Origin of the sequence: Streptomyces sp. TS71-3, from assembly GCF_018327685.1 — a bacterium.
Lineage (GTDB): Bacteria > Actinomycetota > Actinomycetes > Streptomycetales > Streptomycetaceae > Streptomyces.
This window is the reverse complement of record NZ_BNEL01000003.1, coordinates 1,681,124-1,697,262: the sequence shown is the minus strand read 5'-3', so window position 1 is coordinate 1,697,262 and position 16,139 is coordinate 1,681,124. Positions and strand designations below refer to the sequence as shown.

General features: G+C 73.2%; 12 protein-coding genes. 4 read left to right on the top strand and 8 right to left on the bottom strand.

Annotation, left to right across the window (positions count from 1 at the left end):
• Positions 1–3 precede the first annotated feature (3 nt).
• The 4 genes from Sm713_RS31500 (at position 4) to Sm713_RS31485 (ending at position 3,456) form a co-directional block, all read left to right on the top strand.
• A complete protein-coding gene (locus Sm713_RS31500; RefSeq protein WP_249416813.1) occupies positions 4–903 on the top strand; it encodes a glycine betaine ABC transporter substrate-binding protein in 900 nt (299 codons plus the stop codon).
• A 61-nt stretch (positions 904–964) separates the two neighbouring features.
• Positions 965–2,017 (top strand): ABC transporter ATP-binding protein, encoded by a 1,053-nt coding sequence (locus tag Sm713_RS31495; protein WP_212913373.1) that lies wholly within the window; start codon positions 965–967, stop codon positions 2,015–2,017.
• Positions 2,014–2,802 carry an ABC transporter permease gene (locus Sm713_RS31490; protein WP_212913372.1) on the top strand — a complete coding sequence of 263 codons (789 nt, stop codon included), beginning with the start codon at positions 2,014–2,016 and terminating at the stop codon, positions 2,800–2,802. The genes Sm713_RS31495 and Sm713_RS31490 overlap by 4 nt, the downstream gene beginning before the upstream one ends.
• Complete coding sequence (locus Sm713_RS31485) at positions 2,803–3,456, top strand: ABC transporter permease (RefSeq protein WP_212913371.1); 654 nt, start codon at positions 2,803–2,805, stop codon at positions 3,454–3,456. It begins immediately after the preceding gene.
• Between the two features lie 49 nt (positions 3,457–3,505).
• On the opposite strand, the gene Sm713_RS31480 is transcribed toward Sm713_RS31485, so the two are convergent.
• The 8 genes from Sm713_RS31480 to Sm713_RS31445 all read right to left on the bottom strand — a co-directional run bounded on the left by Sm713_RS31480 (position 3,506) and on the right by Sm713_RS31445 (position 16,090).
• On the bottom strand, positions 3,506–7,588 hold the full coding sequence (locus Sm713_RS31480) for a serine/threonine protein kinase (protein WP_212913370.1): 4,083 nt from the start codon (positions 7,586–7,588) through the stop codon (positions 3,506–3,508).
• A 390-nt stretch (positions 7,589–7,978) separates the two neighbouring features.
• Positions 7,979–9,160: an enolase C-terminal domain-like protein gene (locus Sm713_RS31475; protein WP_212913369.1), complete on the bottom strand. Its 1,182-nt coding sequence runs from the start codon at positions 9,158–9,160 to the stop codon at positions 7,979–7,981.
• Positions 9,161–9,272: 112 nt separating this feature from the next.
• The gene (locus tag Sm713_RS31470) at positions 9,273–10,721 is read right to left on the bottom strand and encodes an NAD-dependent succinate-semialdehyde dehydrogenase (RefSeq protein ID WP_249416812.1); all 1,449 of its coding nucleotides are present in this window, start codon (positions 10,719–10,721) and stop codon (positions 9,273–9,275) included.
• The gene (locus tag Sm713_RS31465; protein ID WP_212913368.1) at positions 10,718–12,199 is read right to left on the bottom strand and encodes an iron-containing alcohol dehydrogenase; all 1,482 of its coding nucleotides are present in this window, start codon (positions 12,197–12,199) and stop codon (positions 10,718–10,720) included. The genes Sm713_RS31470 and Sm713_RS31465 overlap by 4 nt, the downstream gene beginning before the upstream one ends.
• A complete protein-coding gene (locus Sm713_RS31460) occupies positions 12,196–13,245 on the bottom strand; it encodes an Ldh family oxidoreductase (RefSeq protein ID WP_212913367.1) in 1,050 nt (349 codons plus the stop codon). Before Sm713_RS31460 ends, Sm713_RS31465 begins: the two co-directional genes overlap by 4 nt.
• Before the next feature lie 9 nt (positions 13,246–13,254).
• The gene (locus Sm713_RS31455) at positions 13,255–14,070 is read right to left on the bottom strand and encodes an ABC transporter permease (protein WP_212913366.1); all 816 of its coding nucleotides are present in this window, start codon (positions 14,068–14,070) and stop codon (positions 13,255–13,257) included.
• Positions 14,067–14,963: an ABC transporter ATP-binding protein gene (locus Sm713_RS31450; protein ID WP_212913365.1), complete on the bottom strand. Its 897-nt coding sequence runs from the start codon at positions 14,961–14,963 to the stop codon at positions 14,067–14,069. The genes Sm713_RS31455 and Sm713_RS31450 overlap by 4 nt, the downstream gene beginning before the upstream one ends.
• Entirely contained in the window at positions 14,963–16,090 is a 1,128-nt protein-coding gene (locus tag Sm713_RS31445; RefSeq protein WP_212913364.1) for an ABC transporter substrate-binding protein, read from the bottom strand. The genes Sm713_RS31450 and Sm713_RS31445 overlap by 1 nt, the downstream gene beginning before the upstream one ends.
• Positions 16,091–16,139: the final 49 nt, after the last annotated feature.

The following is a 16,139-nucleotide window of genomic DNA, read 5'->3' as shown; positions in this document are numbered from 1 at the left end:
CACGTGAGCCGGCCCCGAGCCGCGGGAGCGCTGCTGCTGGCGCTCGGATGCGTCGCCACGCTGAGCGGCTGCGGAGCCGAGTCTCCCGGCGGGCGGCCCACGGTGGTGATCGGCGCGAAGGAGTTCACCGAGGAGTGGGTCATCGGCGAGCTGTACAAGCAGGGGCTCCAGAACGCCGGTTACAAGGTCGAGCTCAAGTCGAACATCGGCAGCACCAACATCATCGACGGTGCGCTCACCTCCGGGCAGATCGACCTCTACCCCGAGTACACGGGCGTGATCCTCCAGGTGCTGGCCCAGCAGACGAAGATCCCCGGCAGCGCCGGTGAGACCTTCAGCAAGGCGAAGGCGTTCCAGGAGAAGCGGGGCCTGACGATGCTGCCGCCGACGCCGTTCCAGAACCGCGACGCCGTGGGCGTGAAGCCCGCCTTCGCCAGGAAGTACGGCCTGAGGACGATCGCGGATCTGCGCAGGGCCCCGCACGTCGTGTTCGGCGAGTACCCCGACAACCTCGCCGGGGCGCTGGGCTACCACCAGCTCGTCAAGGCGTACGGCCTGCGCAACACCGAGGTGAAGACCCTCAACATCGGCCTCCAGTACCCCGCCCTGGACCACGGCCAGGTCGACGCCGCCGACGTCTTCACCACCGACCCCCAGCTCGCCCACGGCGGCTACACGCTGCTGGCGGACACCAAGAGCTTCTACGGCTACCAGAACCTCGCCCCGGTGCTGCGCAAGGGCGTGCTGGAGCAGCAGGGCCCCGGTTTCGCGAAGGTGCTGAACCGGATCGACGCCCTGCTCACCGACAAGGCCGTACGCGAGATGAACCGCGCCGTCGACACCGTGCGCCTGGCGCCCTCCGAGGTCGCCACGGACTTCCTGCGGGCGAACGGGATGACGTGAGCGCCGCGGACCCCGCGCGCCCGCGCCCGTACGTTCCGCCGCCCACCCAGGAGAGACCCCGATGAGCCAGGAAACCACCCAACCGACGAGCGAGGCGAGCGGGCGGGACGGCGCCGCCGCCGGCCGCGCCGAAGCGCAGGAGATCGTCTTCGACCGGGTCGTGAAGAGCTACCCGGGCGCGGAGGCGCCGGCCGTCGACGAGCTGTCGCTGACCGTCCCGGCCGGTGAGGTCTGCGTCCTGCTCGGTCCGTCCGGCAGCGGCAAGACCACGGCCCTGATGATGGTCAACCGGCTGACCGAGCCCACCAGCGGCGACATCACGATCGGCGGCCGCTCCATCCGCGACATGGACCGGATCCAGCTGCGCCGCTCCATCGGATACGTCATCCAGCAGGTCGGCCTCTTCCCGCACCTGTCCATAGCGGACAACGTCGCCACGGTGCCGAAGGTCCTCGGCTGGGACCGCGGCCGCACGAAGGCGCGCGTGGCCGAACTGCTCGATCTGGTGGGGCTGCCGGTCGCGGAGTACGGCAAGCGGTATCCGGCGCAGCTCTCCGGGGGGCAGCAGCAGCGCGTCGGCATCGCGCGTGCGCTGGCCGCCGACCCGCCCGTGATGCTGATGGACGAGCCGTTCGGCGCGCTGGACCCGATCACCCGGGAGCGGGTGCAGGACGAGTTCCTGGCGCTGCACGAGCGGATCAGGAAGACCGTCATCTTCGTCAGCCACGACATCGACGAGGCCGTGAAGATGGGCACGCGGATCGCCGTGCTGCGCCAGGGCGGGCGGCTCGCGCAGTACGACACCCCGCAGGCGCTGCTGAAGGAGCCGGCCGACGAGTTCGTGGCCCGCTTCGTCGGCGCCGACCGGGGGCTGAAGCGGCTCACCCTGATCCGGCTGGCCGACCTGGAGCTGGCGGCGCCCGGCGCCGCGGTGCCGGGTGCGGAAGCGGATGGGGCGTCCCGGCTGCCCTCGCTCCCCCGGGACGCGTCGCTGCGCTCGGCGCTCTCCCTGATGATCGCCGAGGGCACCGAAGCCCTGCGCGTGACGGGCCCGGACGGCCAGGTCGTGGGCACCGCGACCCTCGACGCCGTCCGCAGGGCGGGGGCGGCATGAGCGCCGCACTCGCGCCGGCCGTGGCGTCCCTCGGCTCCGCCGCCTTCGGAGCGTCGGCCGGCGGGGGCCCCGGCGGTCCCGGCCATCCCGTCATCCCCGACTTCGGCGAGCCCAGCAGGTGCGTGGCCGACGACGCCACCTTCTGCACGGACTGGTTCACCGCGCACTGGTCGAACCTCTTCTGGCCCGCGCTCGCGCAGCACATCGAGCTGACCCTGATCGCGGTCGTCATCGGCTTCGCCATCGCTCTGGCGGCCGCCGTACTCGCGCACTTCCAGGGCTGGCTCGCCGCGCCGGTCTCCGCGGTGTCGTCGTTCCTCTACACGGTGCCGCCGCTCGCCCTCTTCCAGTTGCTGGTGCCGGCGACCGGCTTCTCGGTGCTGACGGTGGAGGTGGCGCTCGTCGCGTACAGCCTCTACCTGCTCTTCACCACCATCCTCACGGGGCTGCGCGAGGTACCGCAGGACGCCATCCGGGCCGGGCGGGGCATGGGGCTGACCCGGCGGCAGATCCTCTTCAAGGTGGAGATCCCCCTGGCGCTGCCCGCGATCATCTCGGGCCTGCGCGTGGCGACGGTGATGACCATCGGCACCGTCGCCATCGCGGCCTACGTCATCGACGAGGGGCTCGGCTCCCTGATCCTCAAGGCGCTCCAGTCGCCGTTCAACACCCAGTTCATCGGAGCGGGGGCGCTGGCGGTCGCGCTGGCGCTGGCCGCCGACGGCCTGCTGGTGCTCGCCGGCCGGCTGCTCACGCCCTGGTCGCGCCGTAGGAGGATCGCGTAGATGGACACCTTCACGGGCTCATTCACCTTCATGCGCGACCAGCTGCCGCTGCTGCTGGACAAGACCGGGCAGCACCTGTGGATGTGCGGCCTGGTCATCGGCATCTCGCTGGTCGTCGCCGTGCCCGCCGGCCTGTGGCTGGGACACCTGCACCGGGGCGAGTTCCTGACCACCAGCATCTCCAACGTGGGCAGGGCGCTGCCCAGCCTCGCCGTCATCGCCATCGGCCTGGGCGTCATCGGGCTCAACTTCGCCAACATCGCCGTCGCGCTGCTGGTCTGCGCGATCCCGCCGATCCTCAGCCAGGCGTACCTGGCCGTCGAGCAGGTCGACCAGAGCCTGGTGCGTGCGGCGCGCGGCATGGGGCTGACCGCGTGGCAGGTCCTCGTCAGGGTGGAACTGCCACTCGCGCTGCCGCTGCTCTTCTCCGGCATCCGGATCGCGGTGGTCTACGTGATCTCCAGCGCCACGCTGGCGACCGTGGCGGGCGGCGGGGGCCTGGGCGACATCGTGCTCGGCCAGGCCAACTACGGTCTGCAGGGCGTCATCGCCGCCGCGCTGTGGGTCGCCGCCCTGGCCCTCATCGCCGACGGGCTGCTGGCGCTGGCCCAGCGGTTGCTGGTACCGCGCGGGCTCAAGGTGGCACGGGGCTGAGGCCGGGGCGCGGCGTCCACCGTTGCCCCCGGGGAATGTGCGAGCCGGGTCACCGGGTGCAGAGGTCGTCGTCGGGCACCGGGCTTCCTCCCCGGTCGTCCTGGATGCGTTGCAGGCCGCTGAGAAGGTCCTGGAGTCTCGCCGCGCCGGTCGCGTAGTCCAGCACGGCCCGGTAGAAGGCGGCGGTCAGGTCGGGCGCCATGGCGTCGGCGGCGCTGAAGCACAGCCGGTAGCCGGATTCCGGCTGGAGCATGGCGGCGATCCGGCGCTGCACTGGGTTCCGGTAGGCATTCACCGGGACCCCGCTGCTGGCGGAGATCGCATAGCCCTGCCGGTAGTTCACCCAAGCCTGCTGGGCCCTGCTGCCGGACAGGTAGGCGAGGAGGGACCGGGCGGCGGGGCGGTCGGTGAACATGCCGACGAAGTCCGCCGAGACCTGCAGGTGCCCGCTGGAGGAGAACGGCACGAAGTCGTAGTCCTTGCCGGGGCTCAGCCGCGACGGGAAGTTCATGGCGGACAGCGCGCCGTGCGCCAGCGAGCAGGTCGGGCGCTCCCCGGTCATGCCCTCCGTGGCCGTGTCGAACTCCACCCTGGCGGCCTTGCCGATGTCTGTGCCGAGCATGGCGCGCCAGGTCTCCCAGGCCTGTTCCGTGTCCTGCCAGGACCGCGCGCCGTAGAGCCACTTCCGGTACGCGGGGGCCTTGCCCTCCGCCAGCAGGATGTCGGCGATCCAGTCGGCGCCCGGCCAGCCGGAGGTCGGTCCTGCCAGGGCGCTCTTGCTGGACTCGGTCATGTCCGGATCGTCGGGGATCTGAAGAGGCGCCGGGAGCGCCATGGCGATGTCCGGGGTCCGAGGCGTGCGGAACGGCTCCGGCATGCTCAGCCGCGCCTCGTCGTCCGGGCTCGCCGCCACCCAGTGCATGAGCGGGCGTGCCGCCCCGAGGCCGCCGTGCAGGGCCGTGGGCATCGGGCCGAACAGGGCCGACGCCCTGATGACCTGGTAGCCCGAGCCCGCCGCCACCTGCCGGATCACGCCACTGAGCTGCTCACCGAACTGGCGCGCCGTCGCGAAGCGCCGCTGCGGCACCGCGGTGTCCGTGGCCCGCTCCAGCACCAGGCGCAGCGAGTCGGCACCGGGCGTGGTGGCGGACATGTTCGGGTGGGAGCCGCAGAGCCGCTGCAGCGTTCTGCCGAGGCAGAACAGGTCGAAGCCCTCGGTGGGCCGGGACCACTCCGGGTCACTCGGCGGGGGCGCGTACGCCTCGGTGAACGACTCGATCGGTCCTGGTTCCCGCTGCTTTCGCACCGAACCGAAGTCGATGAGCCGGACCCCCTCGCGCCGCTCGGGCTCCTCCGCCCGGCCGCCGGGGGCGTCGCGGCGCTCGACGGGGAACCGGATGACGTTCGAGGGCTTGACGTCGCAGTGCAGCAGGCCCTTGCCGTGCAGGTGGTCCAGCGCCTGGAGGATGCGGATCCCGTGGCCGAGGAGGACGGCCGGCGGGATGTCCCGGCGGGCCGAGAGCTGCACGCCCGGCACGAACTCCAGCACGAGGTACGGCCCTTCGGACTCGAAGTCGAGGATCCGCACGATGTTGTCGTGCCGCAGGTCGACCAGCGCCTCCCGCTCGCCCTCGGCCGTACTGGCGACGGAGGTGTGCTTCAGGGCCTTGAGGACCACGCCGGCCCGCAGGTTGCGGTCATGGGCGAGGTACGCCGTGCCGTTGGCACCCGAGCCGAGCCGGCCTTCGATGGTGTAGCGCCCCGCGACGATCCGGCCGACGGGCACGGCGAAGTCGAAGGGGGTACGGCAGCGCGGGCAGAAGCCGGCGATGCGGCCCGGGGCGCCGCCGTGCCCGCGGCCGACCTCTCCCTGGCACCGGGGATTGGCGCAGTACCGTTCCGCCTCCGGGACCGGTTCCCGCGACAGGGACGCCGCGGGCGGGGCGCTCTCCGCGACGGTCCCCGGCCCCAGTGCCTCGGCCAGCTCAAGGCCGTACCAGGGGTTCGGGCGCACCGTCGGAACGCCCGCCTCCGGACGCTGCCGCGCCGGCGCGTCCGCAAGGCCGTGCCCGGCGTCCCGGGCGGACCCCGTGGGACGCCGTCCGCAGGCCGTACACACCCCTTGGCCGCCGATCTCGCCCCGACCGCAGTCCTGGCGACTGCGCACGGCCATGGCGCCCCCTTCCGTCATGTCTCGCGACCGGCCTGTTCCACCCGCTGGTTGACCTCGTCGGCGAAGAGGACGACCAGGCGCCGCGCCCTCGGCAGGCGGATCGGTGCGGTGTGCGGTTCGCGGGCCGCGCGGCTGTAGCGCTCGCCGAGCCGCCGGTCCTCCTCGGGGAGGTACCGCGCGGCCCGGCGCCGGTACAGCTCCAGGCCGGCGAGCAGGTCCCGGTGGTCGCCGGCCAGCCGCTCCACGGCGGTCCGGAACCGCGCGACGGCGGCCGCAGCGGTGTCCGCCGCGTCGTGGATCGCGGCTAGGTCGTGTCCGGCGGATCTTCGTGGGCCCGCGACTCCCCCACTGCCTGAAGGGCGTGGGTGGGGGTACCTCCCACGCCCGTTCAGGGCAGTGGGGGAATGCCCCCAGCACCGCACCTCGCCGCGTTGCCGGAGTCATCCGGGTACGCCCAGTACGAGGACGATCCTCCGCCTTGCGATGCACGGCACCAGACGCCGCAGGCTGATCCACGAAGATCCGCCGGACACGACCTGGCTCGGCGTTCGGGGCGGTGTCGCGTGCGGCGGCCAGCCGGACACGCAACCGTGGCGCGACGCTCGGCGGCATGGCCGGTGCCCCCGCGAACGTGGCCGCCTCCGCCACCAGCGGGAGCGCCGCGGCCTCGTCCTCCGCGAGCCGCCGGACGGCCTCCTGCGCCTCGGCGGCCCTCATGAGGCGCCCGGGGGCCCGCCGCAGCGGTTCGGGGTCGAGGAACACGTCGTGGGCCAGCCCGGCGGGCGGCCGGTTCTCGAAGCCGAGGACGAGACGTACGCCACGCGACCTGGCGCGCCTGGCCAGCGGCCCCAGCAGGGCCCGCACCAGCTCGTCCGGGTCGTCGGCCGTGTCGACCCCGCCCACCACGAGGCTGGCGGGCGGGCGGCGGCGCAGCAGTTGGAGGAGTACGTCGCGGTCGCCTCCGTCGGACAGCCCGAACCGCCCGACCAGGTAGGCCCTCACGTCCGCGACGGAACGGCCACGGGCGTCGTAGGCGGCGTCGATGGCGCCGAGGCTCAGGACGGTGCCCTGCGGGGCCGCGCTGAGCACGCCGTCGGGGACGACGGCACGGGACGCCGGGTCGGCGGTGCCCGCCAGGCGCACCAGCCACGAGGCTCCCGCACCCGTCGTGCCGCCCGTGACGACGACCGCCGTGCCCGACCAGTCGCTGTCGAGCAGCCGGGTCAGTTCCCGGGTCAGGGCGAGCCGCAGCGAGTCGTCGAGGACGTCGCCCCGGCGCACCGCGTCAGGGGGGCCGATGCGGTTCGTGCGGTCCCCGTCCACGAAGCCGGCGATGTGATCCGACAGGTAGTACTCGATCGTCTCGGTCGGCATCATCCAGGCCGCCCTGCCGCTCTCGGCCTCGTAGCGGGCCACCACGATGCCGATCACCCGCCCCTTGAACCTGCCGTCCATCGCCATCACGCCCGCGCCGGAGTAGCCCCCCTCGATCCACGGGGTACCGGGCGCCGGCGGTTTCAGCAGAGCCCATTCGGCCTCCCGGCCGCCGTGGCCACCCAGCTCGGCGTCGACCGGGAGGGCCCGTGTCCCGTCCTCGGGAAAACCCTGCACGCGCACGATGCCGCTGGACACCGGAGCCCTGCGCAGCACGGTCCTGATCCCGCAGTCCGCGGGCTCGTCGAGGCGGAGCAGCGCGACGTCGCGGCGGAGCGTGGCCTCCCTGTGCACCCAGGACCCCGGGACCACGCGCGCCGGCCGGCTCCACTCCGGCCGGCAGGCGAGACTGGTGACCCGTACCCCGGCCGCCGTACCGCCGGGCGCGCCGCCGGCCCTCCTGACGACGTGAGCACACGTCAGCACGTGCCGGTCGTCCAGGAGAACCCCCGCCCCCCAGGGGTTGCCGTCCACGTCGTCGACCCGCACCGGCCAGGCGGGGTCACCGTGGTGGTGCCGACCCATCCCCTCAAGGTAGTACGGAGCCGGGCCGCACCGCCCCGGAATTCCCCGCTCAGGCCGTCGCCGGGGGGAAACGGCCCGAAAGGCGCCGTCCGGCCGGGGCTCGCGGTCGTTCACCCCGTCGTATGTGCCCCCGCGGAGGCCCCGAGCGGCGGTATCGCGCCCCTCCCGAGCCCGAGCCGGCCGCGGGTGGCGACCAGCAGGACGAGAGCCACGACGACGGATCCGAGCAGGAACGCCTGCGTGGTGTCCTCGACGGACAGCGAGGGGAACAGCCGCGCCGCCGCACCTCACCCATCACACGTCCCCGCCGCCGGGTGGCGGCACCTGGCACCTGGCACCTGGCACCTGCCAGGGGCGGACCGCGAAGCCCGCGGACGCAGGGAGCAGCCCCTACTCGTAGACCGCCACCCCCGTCTCACTGCTCCGGATCCACTCCCAGTTCAGCGTCACGCCGAGTCCGGGTCCCTCCGGTACGTGGACGCGGCCCTCGGCGTCGACCGAGGTGAGATCGTCGGCATAGCCGTCCGCGTAGGCGTGGTAGTGGCTGCTCTTCGGGTCGAGCTTGGGGCCGACCAGGGCGAGCTCGTAGTAGTTGGTGTTGCGGATGGCCGCCATGCAGTGCCGCTGCGCCGGGCCGGCGGCGTGGATCTCCACGTCCAGGCCGAGGCCCTCCGCGGCGTGTGCGATCTTCATGACGCCCGTGATGCCGCCGTCGTAGTCGGGGTCGGCCCGGACGAAGTCGGTGCCCTCGGCGAGGATCTGGTCGACGTGCGCCTCCAGGCCGCGCACGTGCTCGCCGAGCAGCAGCGGGGTCCTGATCAGCTGGCGGAGCTTGCGGTGTGCGAAGGACGAGACGCCGCCGTCGCGGTACGGGTCCTCGTACCAGAAGTAGCCCGCCTCGTCGCATGCCCTGCCGACCTTGAGCGCGTCGGCGAAGGTCTCGTACTCGCAGGCCGGGTCGATCATCAGGTCCATGGCGGGGCCGACCGCCGCCCGGGTGGCGAGCACCGCCTCCACTTCGCGGGCGATCGGCCCGCCGCCCCAGCCGTGGATCTTGAAGCCGGGATAGCCCAGTTCCCTGCAGCGCACCGCGAAGTCCGCGAAGGCCGCGGGGCTGTCCAGGCCGCCGTGCTCGTCGCCGAAGTGCGTGGAGGCGTACGCGGGCAGGGCGGTGCGGTAGGTGCCGAGCAGTTCGTGGACCGGGGCGCCGAGGCTCTTGCCCGCGATGTCCCACAGGGCGATGTCGAGCGGTCCGAGGCCGAAGCGGTCCTGCTTGCGCAGGGCGCGCTTGACGTCGTTCCAGATCCGCTCGCGGTGCAGCGCGTTCCTGCCGATCAGGTAGCGGGCCACCATGGCGATCTGCGCGGTGGACACGCCCTTGCCGCCCTGCGACCAGGAGTACTCGCCGGTGACGCCGCCCGCGGTCTCCACGGTCACGACGTAGCCGGTGTTGGTGGACCGGGCGCCGGGCCGGTAGGCGTGGTTGAGGCCGGTGCGGTCCGGTGCCAGGTCCGGCATGGTCCACTCCAGCTCGCGCGCCACCACCCGGCGGATGGTCAGGTCGTCCCGCATCACAGCTCCTCCCGGCGCACCGCGCCACCACCCGGCACTGCCGGCACGACCGCGTACCCGGCGCCGGCCGGTGGCCCGGCCTGCGCCGCGCCACCGCCGCGTACGCGTGCCCTCACCACGCCACCGCCACGTACTTCTGCTCGGTGAACTCCCTGAGCCCCTCGCCGCCGCCCTCACGGCCCAGGCCGCTCTGCTTGACGCCGCCGAACGGTGCCGCGGGGTCGGAGACCAGGCCGCGGTTGACCGCCACCATGCCGCTCTCCAGGCGCTCCGCGACGGCCAGGCCGCGGGCGAGGTCGCGGGTGTAGACGTAGGCGGAAAGGCCGTGCTCGGTGTCGTTCGCGGCGGCGACCACCTCGTCCTCGGTGCCGAACGGGATGACTCCGGCGACCGGTCCGAACACCTCCTCGCGGGCCATCGCCGCCGCGGGCGGCACACCGTCGAGCACCGTCGGCGGGTAGAAGTAGCCGTCACGCTGCGGGCGCTCACCGCCGACCACCACCGACGCGCCGGCCGCCACGGCCTCCCCCACCAGCCGCTCCACCTTGCGCACGCCGGCCTCGTCGACCAGCGGACCGCACTGCGTCCCGGGGTCCGTCCCGGGTCCCAGCACCAGCGCGCCCATCCGCTCGGCGAGCCCGCGCACGAACGCCTCCCGGATGCCGTGCTGGACGTAGATGCGGTTCGCGGCGGTGCAGGCCTGGCCGCCGTTGCGCATCTTGGCGATCATCACGCCGTCCAGCGCGTCGTCGAGGTCGGCGTCGTCGAAGACGATGAACGGGGCGTTGCCGCCCAGCTCCATCGAGCACTTGAGGACCTGGTCGGCCGCCTCGCGCAGCAGCAGCCGGCCGACCGGCGTGGAGCCGGTGAAGGACAGCGCGCGCACCCGCGGGTCGTGCAGCATCGCGGACACCACGGGTCCCGGGTCCTCGGTGGTCAGCACGTTGACCACGCCCGCGGGCACCCCGACCTCGTGCAGGATGTCGGCGACGGCGTAGGCGGTCAGCGGCGTCTGCGCGGCGGGCTTGAGGACCACCGAGCAGCCGGCGGCCAGCGCCGGGGCTATCTTGCGGGTGGCCATGGCGGCCGGGAAGTTCCACGGCGTCACCAGCACGGCGACGCCGACGGGCTGGTGCTGCACCATGATCCGGTTGGCGCCGCCGGGTGCGACGGACAGGTCGCCGACGACCCGGACGGCTTCCTCCGAGTACCAGCGGAAGAACTCCGCCGCGTACGCCACCTCGCCCCGCGCGTCCGCCAGCGCCTTGCCGTTCTCCAGCGAGATCAGTGCCGCCAGTTCCTCGGCGCGCTCGGTCATCACCTCGTAGCAGCCGTGCAGGATCTCGGCGCGCTCCCGGGGTGCGAGCGCGGCCCAGGCGGGCTGGGCGCGGTGCGCCGCCTCCACCGCCGCCAGCGCGTCGGCGGGCCCGGCGTCCTCGACCCGGGCGATCGGATTCCCGGTCGAGGGGTCGAGCACCTCGAACGTGCCGCCGCCTTCCGCGGTCCGCCACTCGCCGCCGATGAACAGCCGGGTCCTCAGGTCCTCGGTCACCGTCTTCACCGCTTCCTCTCCGTACCGGTCCGTGTCCGTGTCCGCTCCCGGACCGGGTGCTGTCCGGCGACCGGTGCGCCGGCCGCCTCGTCCACCGCCGTGCGCAGCAGCCCGTCGAGGTCGCCCTCGAACGCGGCGTCGACGATGAGCCCCAGTTGCCCGGCGTCCAGCGGGCGCGGGTTGTTCTGCACCAGGCGTGCCGCGTTCATGCCCTGCTCGGCCACGGTGGCGAGCTGGCCCGCGGTCAGGCCGAGGCCGTCCAGGGTGCGGGGGATGCCGACCGCGGCGAGCAGTTCGGCGACCCGCTCGACGGCGGCCCGGGCCCGCGCCCGCTCGCCGCCGCCCGAGTCGCCGTCACCGCCGGCCCGGCCGTCACCGGCACCCGGGCCGCGGTCGTCACCGCCACCGCCACCGCCACCGCCACCGTCGCCGTCGCCGTCGCCGTCGCCGGAGCAGCCGAGTGCCGCGGCGAGCTGTGCGAACTCCGGGACCCTGGCCGGCAGGTTGTACGCCATCACGTACGGCAGCAGGGCGCCCACGCCGACGCCGTGCGGGGTGTGGGTGAGCGCGCCGATCGGGTACTGGAGGGCGTGTGCGGCGGCCGTTCCCGCGGTGCTCAGCGCCAGGCCACCGTAGAGCGCGCCGAGCTGGAGGTCGTGCCGGGCCGCCGCGTCGGCGCCGTCGCGCACGGCCGCCACGATGCTGCGGCCGATCAGCTCGGTCCCGGCCAGGGCATAGGTGTCGGTGAGCAGGGACTTGCCGACGAACACGCGCTCGCGCGCCAGTCCCGGTTCCGGCGTCCTGCGGATGGCGGTGAAGGACTCGACGCAGTGCGTCAGCGCGTCCGCGGCGGTGTGCGCGGTGAGGCCCGGCGGGCAGCTGCGGCTCAGCTCCGGGTCGACGATCGCGGTGTCCGGGATCAGGTACGGGCTGGAGATGCCGACCTTGGTGGCCCGCTCGGGGTCGGCGAGCACGGCCACCGCGGTGGCCTCCGAGCCGGTGCCCGCGGTGGTCGGCACCGCCACCACCGGCAGTGCGGGCCCCGGCACGGCGAACTCGCCGTAGTAGTCGGCGGGCCGCCCGCCGTGCACGAGCAGCAGCGAGACCACCTTGGCGTGATCGATGCAGCTGCCGCCGCCGATGCCGACGACCACGTCCGGGCGGTGGCCCGCCACCTTGGCCACGCAGTCGACGAGGCCGGCAACGGGCAGCTCGGGCTGCACGTCGTCGTAGACCTCCACGAACGGCACCGCGCGGCGCAGCCCGTCGAGCAGCGTCCGGAACTCCTCCTGCCCGGCCATCCTGCGGTCGGTGCAGACCAGCGCCCTGCTGCCGAGCCCGGCCACCACCGGGCCGAGGCCGTGCCGCTGGCCGGCGCCGAAGACGATCTGCCGGGGGCCCCGCAGCAGGCCGTAGCCGTCTGCCGCGGGGGTGGTGCCCGCCGGCGCGCCGCGCGGGGCGGGGGCCGTCGGGGGTGCGTCCGTCATGAAAGCTCCCTCTTCTTCGCTGTCGTCGGGAGAGTGCCGCCCGCCGCCCTGGCCAGGTCGGTGAGGTCCCGCCAGACCTCCTCGGTGACCTCGATGCCGTCCGCCTGGGCCGCCGTGCGCCACTGCCGGGCCCGGTCGCCGGGCACCCGCACCGGGCCGTGGCCGGCGGCGGGCTCGGAGTCGCGGACCAGCTGGAGGTAGCGGCCGATCGCCTCCGCCGCCCCTGGCCGGGGCGCGTCGAAGACGACGAACACGTCGCCCTTCGAGCTGGGCAGCTCGGAGTCGAGCGTGCCGCGCACGCCGGTACCGGTCGCGGAGCCGGTCAGGGCCGCCACCAGCGCCTCCAGCGACAGGCCGAGGGCGTAGCCCTTGGACTCGCCGAACGGGGCGATGGCGCCGAGGGCCGCGCGGCGCGGGTCGGTGGTGGGTTCGCCGTCCGCGTCCAGGGCCCAGCCCTCCTCCAGCTCCAGGCCCCGGTGCGCGTAGTCGTGGATCTTGCCCATCGAGACGACGCCGGTGGCCATGTCGAAGACCAGCGGCTCGCCGTCGGTGGGCACGCCGATGGCGATCGGGTTGGTACCGACCAGGGCGCGGCGCCCGCCCCACGGGTGGACCAGGGCCTCGCTGGTGCAGGTGGCCAGGGCGATCTGGCCGTCCCGCGCGATCCGCTCCACGTACCAGCCGAGCATCCCGAGGTGGTTGTTGTTGCGGATCACGGCGGCGGCCACGCCGCTGGTCCTGGCCCGCTCCTGCACGGCGCCGAGCGCTTCCACCGCCACCACGGGACCGAGCCCCTGCTCACCGTCCACGTCGAGCAGCGCGCTGCCGCTCCAGTGGTGCCGGCCCCGGGCCTTCGGGTCGGCGACCCCGCCCCGGATGCGCTCGACGATGCGGCGCAGCCGCAGTACGCCGTGTGAGGGGTGGCCGCGCAGTTCGGCGGCGACCAGCAGGTCGGCCTGGAGGTCGGCGGCGTCCCCGGGGACTCCGTGGTCGGTCAGGATGGTGTGGAGGGTGGCCCGCAGGCGGGCGGTGTCGACGAGAACCATGGCCGCGCATCAGATCCCGGAGACGGAGTCGTGCCAGGGGATCAGGAACCGTTTCAACGAGCTGACCACCGCGAACAGCAGCGAGCCGATCACCGCGAGCACGATGATCACCGCGAAGAGCCCCGGCGCGTCCAGCGCGTTCAGGCTGGACACCACCCGGTAGCCGAGCCCGGTGCTGCCCCCCAGGTACTCGCCGACGATGGCCCCGATCACCGAGAACACGATCGCGACCTCGGCCCCGGCGAAGACGTACGGCAGCATGCTCGGCAGCTCCAGGCTCCTGAACGTCGCCCACCGGGTGGCGCCGAGGCTGCGCATCACGTCCCGGTGGCCGGTGTCCACCGAGCGGACGCCCAGCAGGACGTTCAGCATGATCGGGAAGAAGGCGAGGATCGCCGCGATGATGATCTTCGAGTTCATGCCGAAGCCGAACCAGATCACCATGATCGGCACGAACGCCACCTTGGGCACCACCTGGAACGCCACCAGCGTCGGCTGGAGCGCGCGCTCCAGCCAGCGCACCCGGCCCAGCACCGCGCCCACCGCGATCCCGAGCACCAGCGCGATCACGAAGCCCACCACGACCTCGACCAGCGTGGTGCGGATGTCGCTCCACGCCGACCCGCCGCCGGCCCCGGTGCCGCCCGAGCCGAAGCCGAGCATGGTGCTCAGCGACGTCCACACGGAGTGCGGCGAGGGGATGATGAAGGGCGAGACCCTCATGACCGACACCGCGAACTGCCAGGCGCCCAGCACGAGCGCCAGGATGATCACCGAGGACACCCAGGGCAGCGCCCTGGACTGACCTTCACGCGCTTTGCTCATGACTCCTCGTCAAGTTCGTGCCTGAGCGCCCGTACGACCTGCTGGAAGTCACCGTTGCTCTGGGTGTCCAGGGACCGCGGCCGCTCGAAGGCGACCGGGGTGACGGAGCGGATCCGGCCGGGGCGCGGCGTCAGCAGCACCACGCGGTCGGCCAGGAAGACCGCCTCGGATATGGAGTGCGTGACGAAGACGATCGTCGCGCCGGAGGCGGCGTGGATGGACTGGAGCTCCAGGTTCATCTTGTCCCTGGTCAGCGCGTCCAGAGCGCCGAACGGCTCGTCCATCAGCAGCACGCTGGGCTGGTAGCTGAGCGCCCGGGCGATGGCGGCGCGCTGCCGCATGCCGCCGGAGAGCTCACGCGGGTAGGCGTTCTCGAAGCCGCCGAGGCCCACCAGCGCGCACAGCCGCTCCGCCTCCGCGCGCCGCTCGGCCTTGCCGGCGCCGCGCAGCTTCAGGGGCAGCACGACGTTCTCCTGCACCGTGTACCAGGGGAAGAGGTTGGCCTCCTGGAAGACCACGCCGAACTTCGCCAGCGCCTCGCCGCCTCGCCGCGTACCGCTCCACACGTCGAGGCCATCGGCCCGCACGGTGCCGGAGCTGGGCGCTTCCAGGCCGGCCAGGATGCGCAGCAGGGTGGTCTTGCCGCATCCCGAGCGGCCCACCAGCGAGATGAACTCGCGGCTCCTGATGTGCAGGTTCACGTCGCTGAGCGCGGTGACCTCGCCGCGCCGCGCCTGGTAGACCTTGTTGACCCCGGACAGCTCCAGGCCCTCGCCCGCGGTGTTCCCGGATCCGTCCTGCCTGCCGTTCCCGGATCCGTCCTGCGCCTGGTCCGCCCCGCCGGTGAGCCCGGCGCCCGGCCCGTTGGCCAGCTTGCTCTCGCCCGCCATCATCACTGCTCCTTCCCGGTCGCGGCGGTGCGCGGCGCGGCGGCCCTCGGGGCGCTCCCCGACGCGCCGGCGCCCTTGGGGACCTGCGCGTTCGAGTACCACGCGGCCGGCTTGAGGCCCTTCTTGATCAGGCCGGCCGACGTCAGCTCGTCGTAGGTCTTCTGCCAGGCCTTCGGGTCGGTCTGGAGCAGCTTGTCCGCTCCGCCGGTGGTCCAGGCCTTGACGTAGGTGTCCAGGGAGCGGCGGGCCACCTCGTCGTCCTTGAGGCTGGCCACGTCGTACTTGGACGCGATGCACTTCTTCGTCTTGGCGTAGTCGTCGGCCTGGTCGGCGATGATGAACCGCATGGCCGCCTGGATGCCCGCCTCGAACCGGTGGATCTGGGACGCCTTGGCCGGGTCCTTCAGCTGCCTGGCGGAGGTGACGTAGTTGTTCGAGCCCGCCGTGATGAAGTCCGCGGGGTTCGTCACCACCACGTCCTTCTGCTGCTTCTGGAGCGTGTAGGCGGTGTCGAGCGAGACCACGTAGCCGTCCAGCTTGCCGCTCTGGACCAGGTTGAAGACGCCCGGCGTGAGGCCCACCACCTGGCGCGTGAGCGCGTCCGGCTTGAGGTGGGCGGTGGCGAGCACCAGGTCGAGCATGACCTTCGTGGAGCCGCCCGTGGAGCCCACGCCCATGGTCTTGCCCTTGAGGGATGCCGGGGTGGTGAGCGGGTGGTGCCTGTCGGAGACGATGCGCAGCGTGGCGCCGCCCTTCTGCACCGCGCCCACGTTCACGATCGGCGCCCCGGTCGCGATGGACTGCATGGCGTCCGTGTCGCCGGGCCGCACCAGCAGGGCGGAGCCGGCGAGCACGGCCTGCACCCCGGCGGGGGCGCCGTTGATGTACTGGAACTTCACCTTCAGGTGCTGCTTCGCGAACTGCCCGCAGGTGTCGGCGACCAGCTCCGGGGCCCAGGTCAGGCCCGCGGTCGGCACGTTCGTCAGGAAGGTGATGGTGTCCAGGCCCCTGGCACTGCCGGCGGCGGCGTCACTCGCCGGCCCGCCGCAGGCCGTCAGCGCCAGCGTCGCCGCCGCGCCGAGGGCGACGCAGCACCTTCCGGGGCTCGCTGCCCGTTTCAGCGCAGTCATGATCCGCCTCCTTTGGCGTTCTCCACTGCTTCGTCTTCGTCGGACGCAA

What these genes read in the sequence shown, in the direction of transcription:
- Sm713_RS31480 (WP_212913370.1), bottom strand. Translation starts at nt 7,588, where the DNA reads ATGGGTCGGCACCACCACGGTGACCCCGCCTGGCCGGTGCGGGTCGAC.
- Sm713_RS31455 (WP_212913366.1), bottom strand. Translation starts at nt 14,070, where the DNA reads ATGAGCAAAGCGCGTGAAGGTCAGTCCAGGGCGCTGCCCTGGGTGTCC.
- Sm713_RS31475 (WP_212913369.1), bottom strand. Translation starts at nt 9,160, where the DNA reads ATGCGGGACGACCTGACCATCCGCCGGGTGGTGGCGCGCGAGCTGGAG.
- Sm713_RS31450 (WP_212913365.1), bottom strand. Translation starts at nt 14,963, where the DNA reads ATGATGGCGGGCGAGAGCAAGCTGGCCAACGGGCCGGGCGCCGGGCTC.
- Sm713_RS31460 (WP_212913367.1), bottom strand. Translation starts at nt 13,245, where the DNA reads ATGGTTCTCGTCGACACCGCCCGCCTGCGGGCCACCCTCCACACCATC.
- Sm713_RS31490 (WP_212913372.1), top strand. Translation starts at nt 2,014, where the DNA reads ATGAGCGCCGCACTCGCGCCGGCCGTGGCGTCCCTCGGCTCCGCCGCC.
- Sm713_RS31485 (WP_212913371.1), top strand. Translation starts at nt 2,803, where the DNA reads ATGGACACCTTCACGGGCTCATTCACCTTCATGCGCGACCAGCTGCCG.
- Sm713_RS31445 (WP_212913364.1), bottom strand. Translation starts at nt 16,090, where the DNA reads ATGACTGCGCTGAAACGGGCAGCGAGCCCCGGAAGGTGCTGCGTCGCC.
- Sm713_RS31465 (WP_212913368.1), bottom strand. Translation starts at nt 12,199, where the DNA reads ATGACGGACGCACCCCCGACGGCCCCCGCCCCGCGCGGCGCGCCGGCG.
- Sm713_RS31495 (WP_212913373.1), top strand. Translation starts at nt 965, where the DNA reads ATGAGCCAGGAAACCACCCAACCGACGAGCGAGGCGAGCGGGCGGGAC.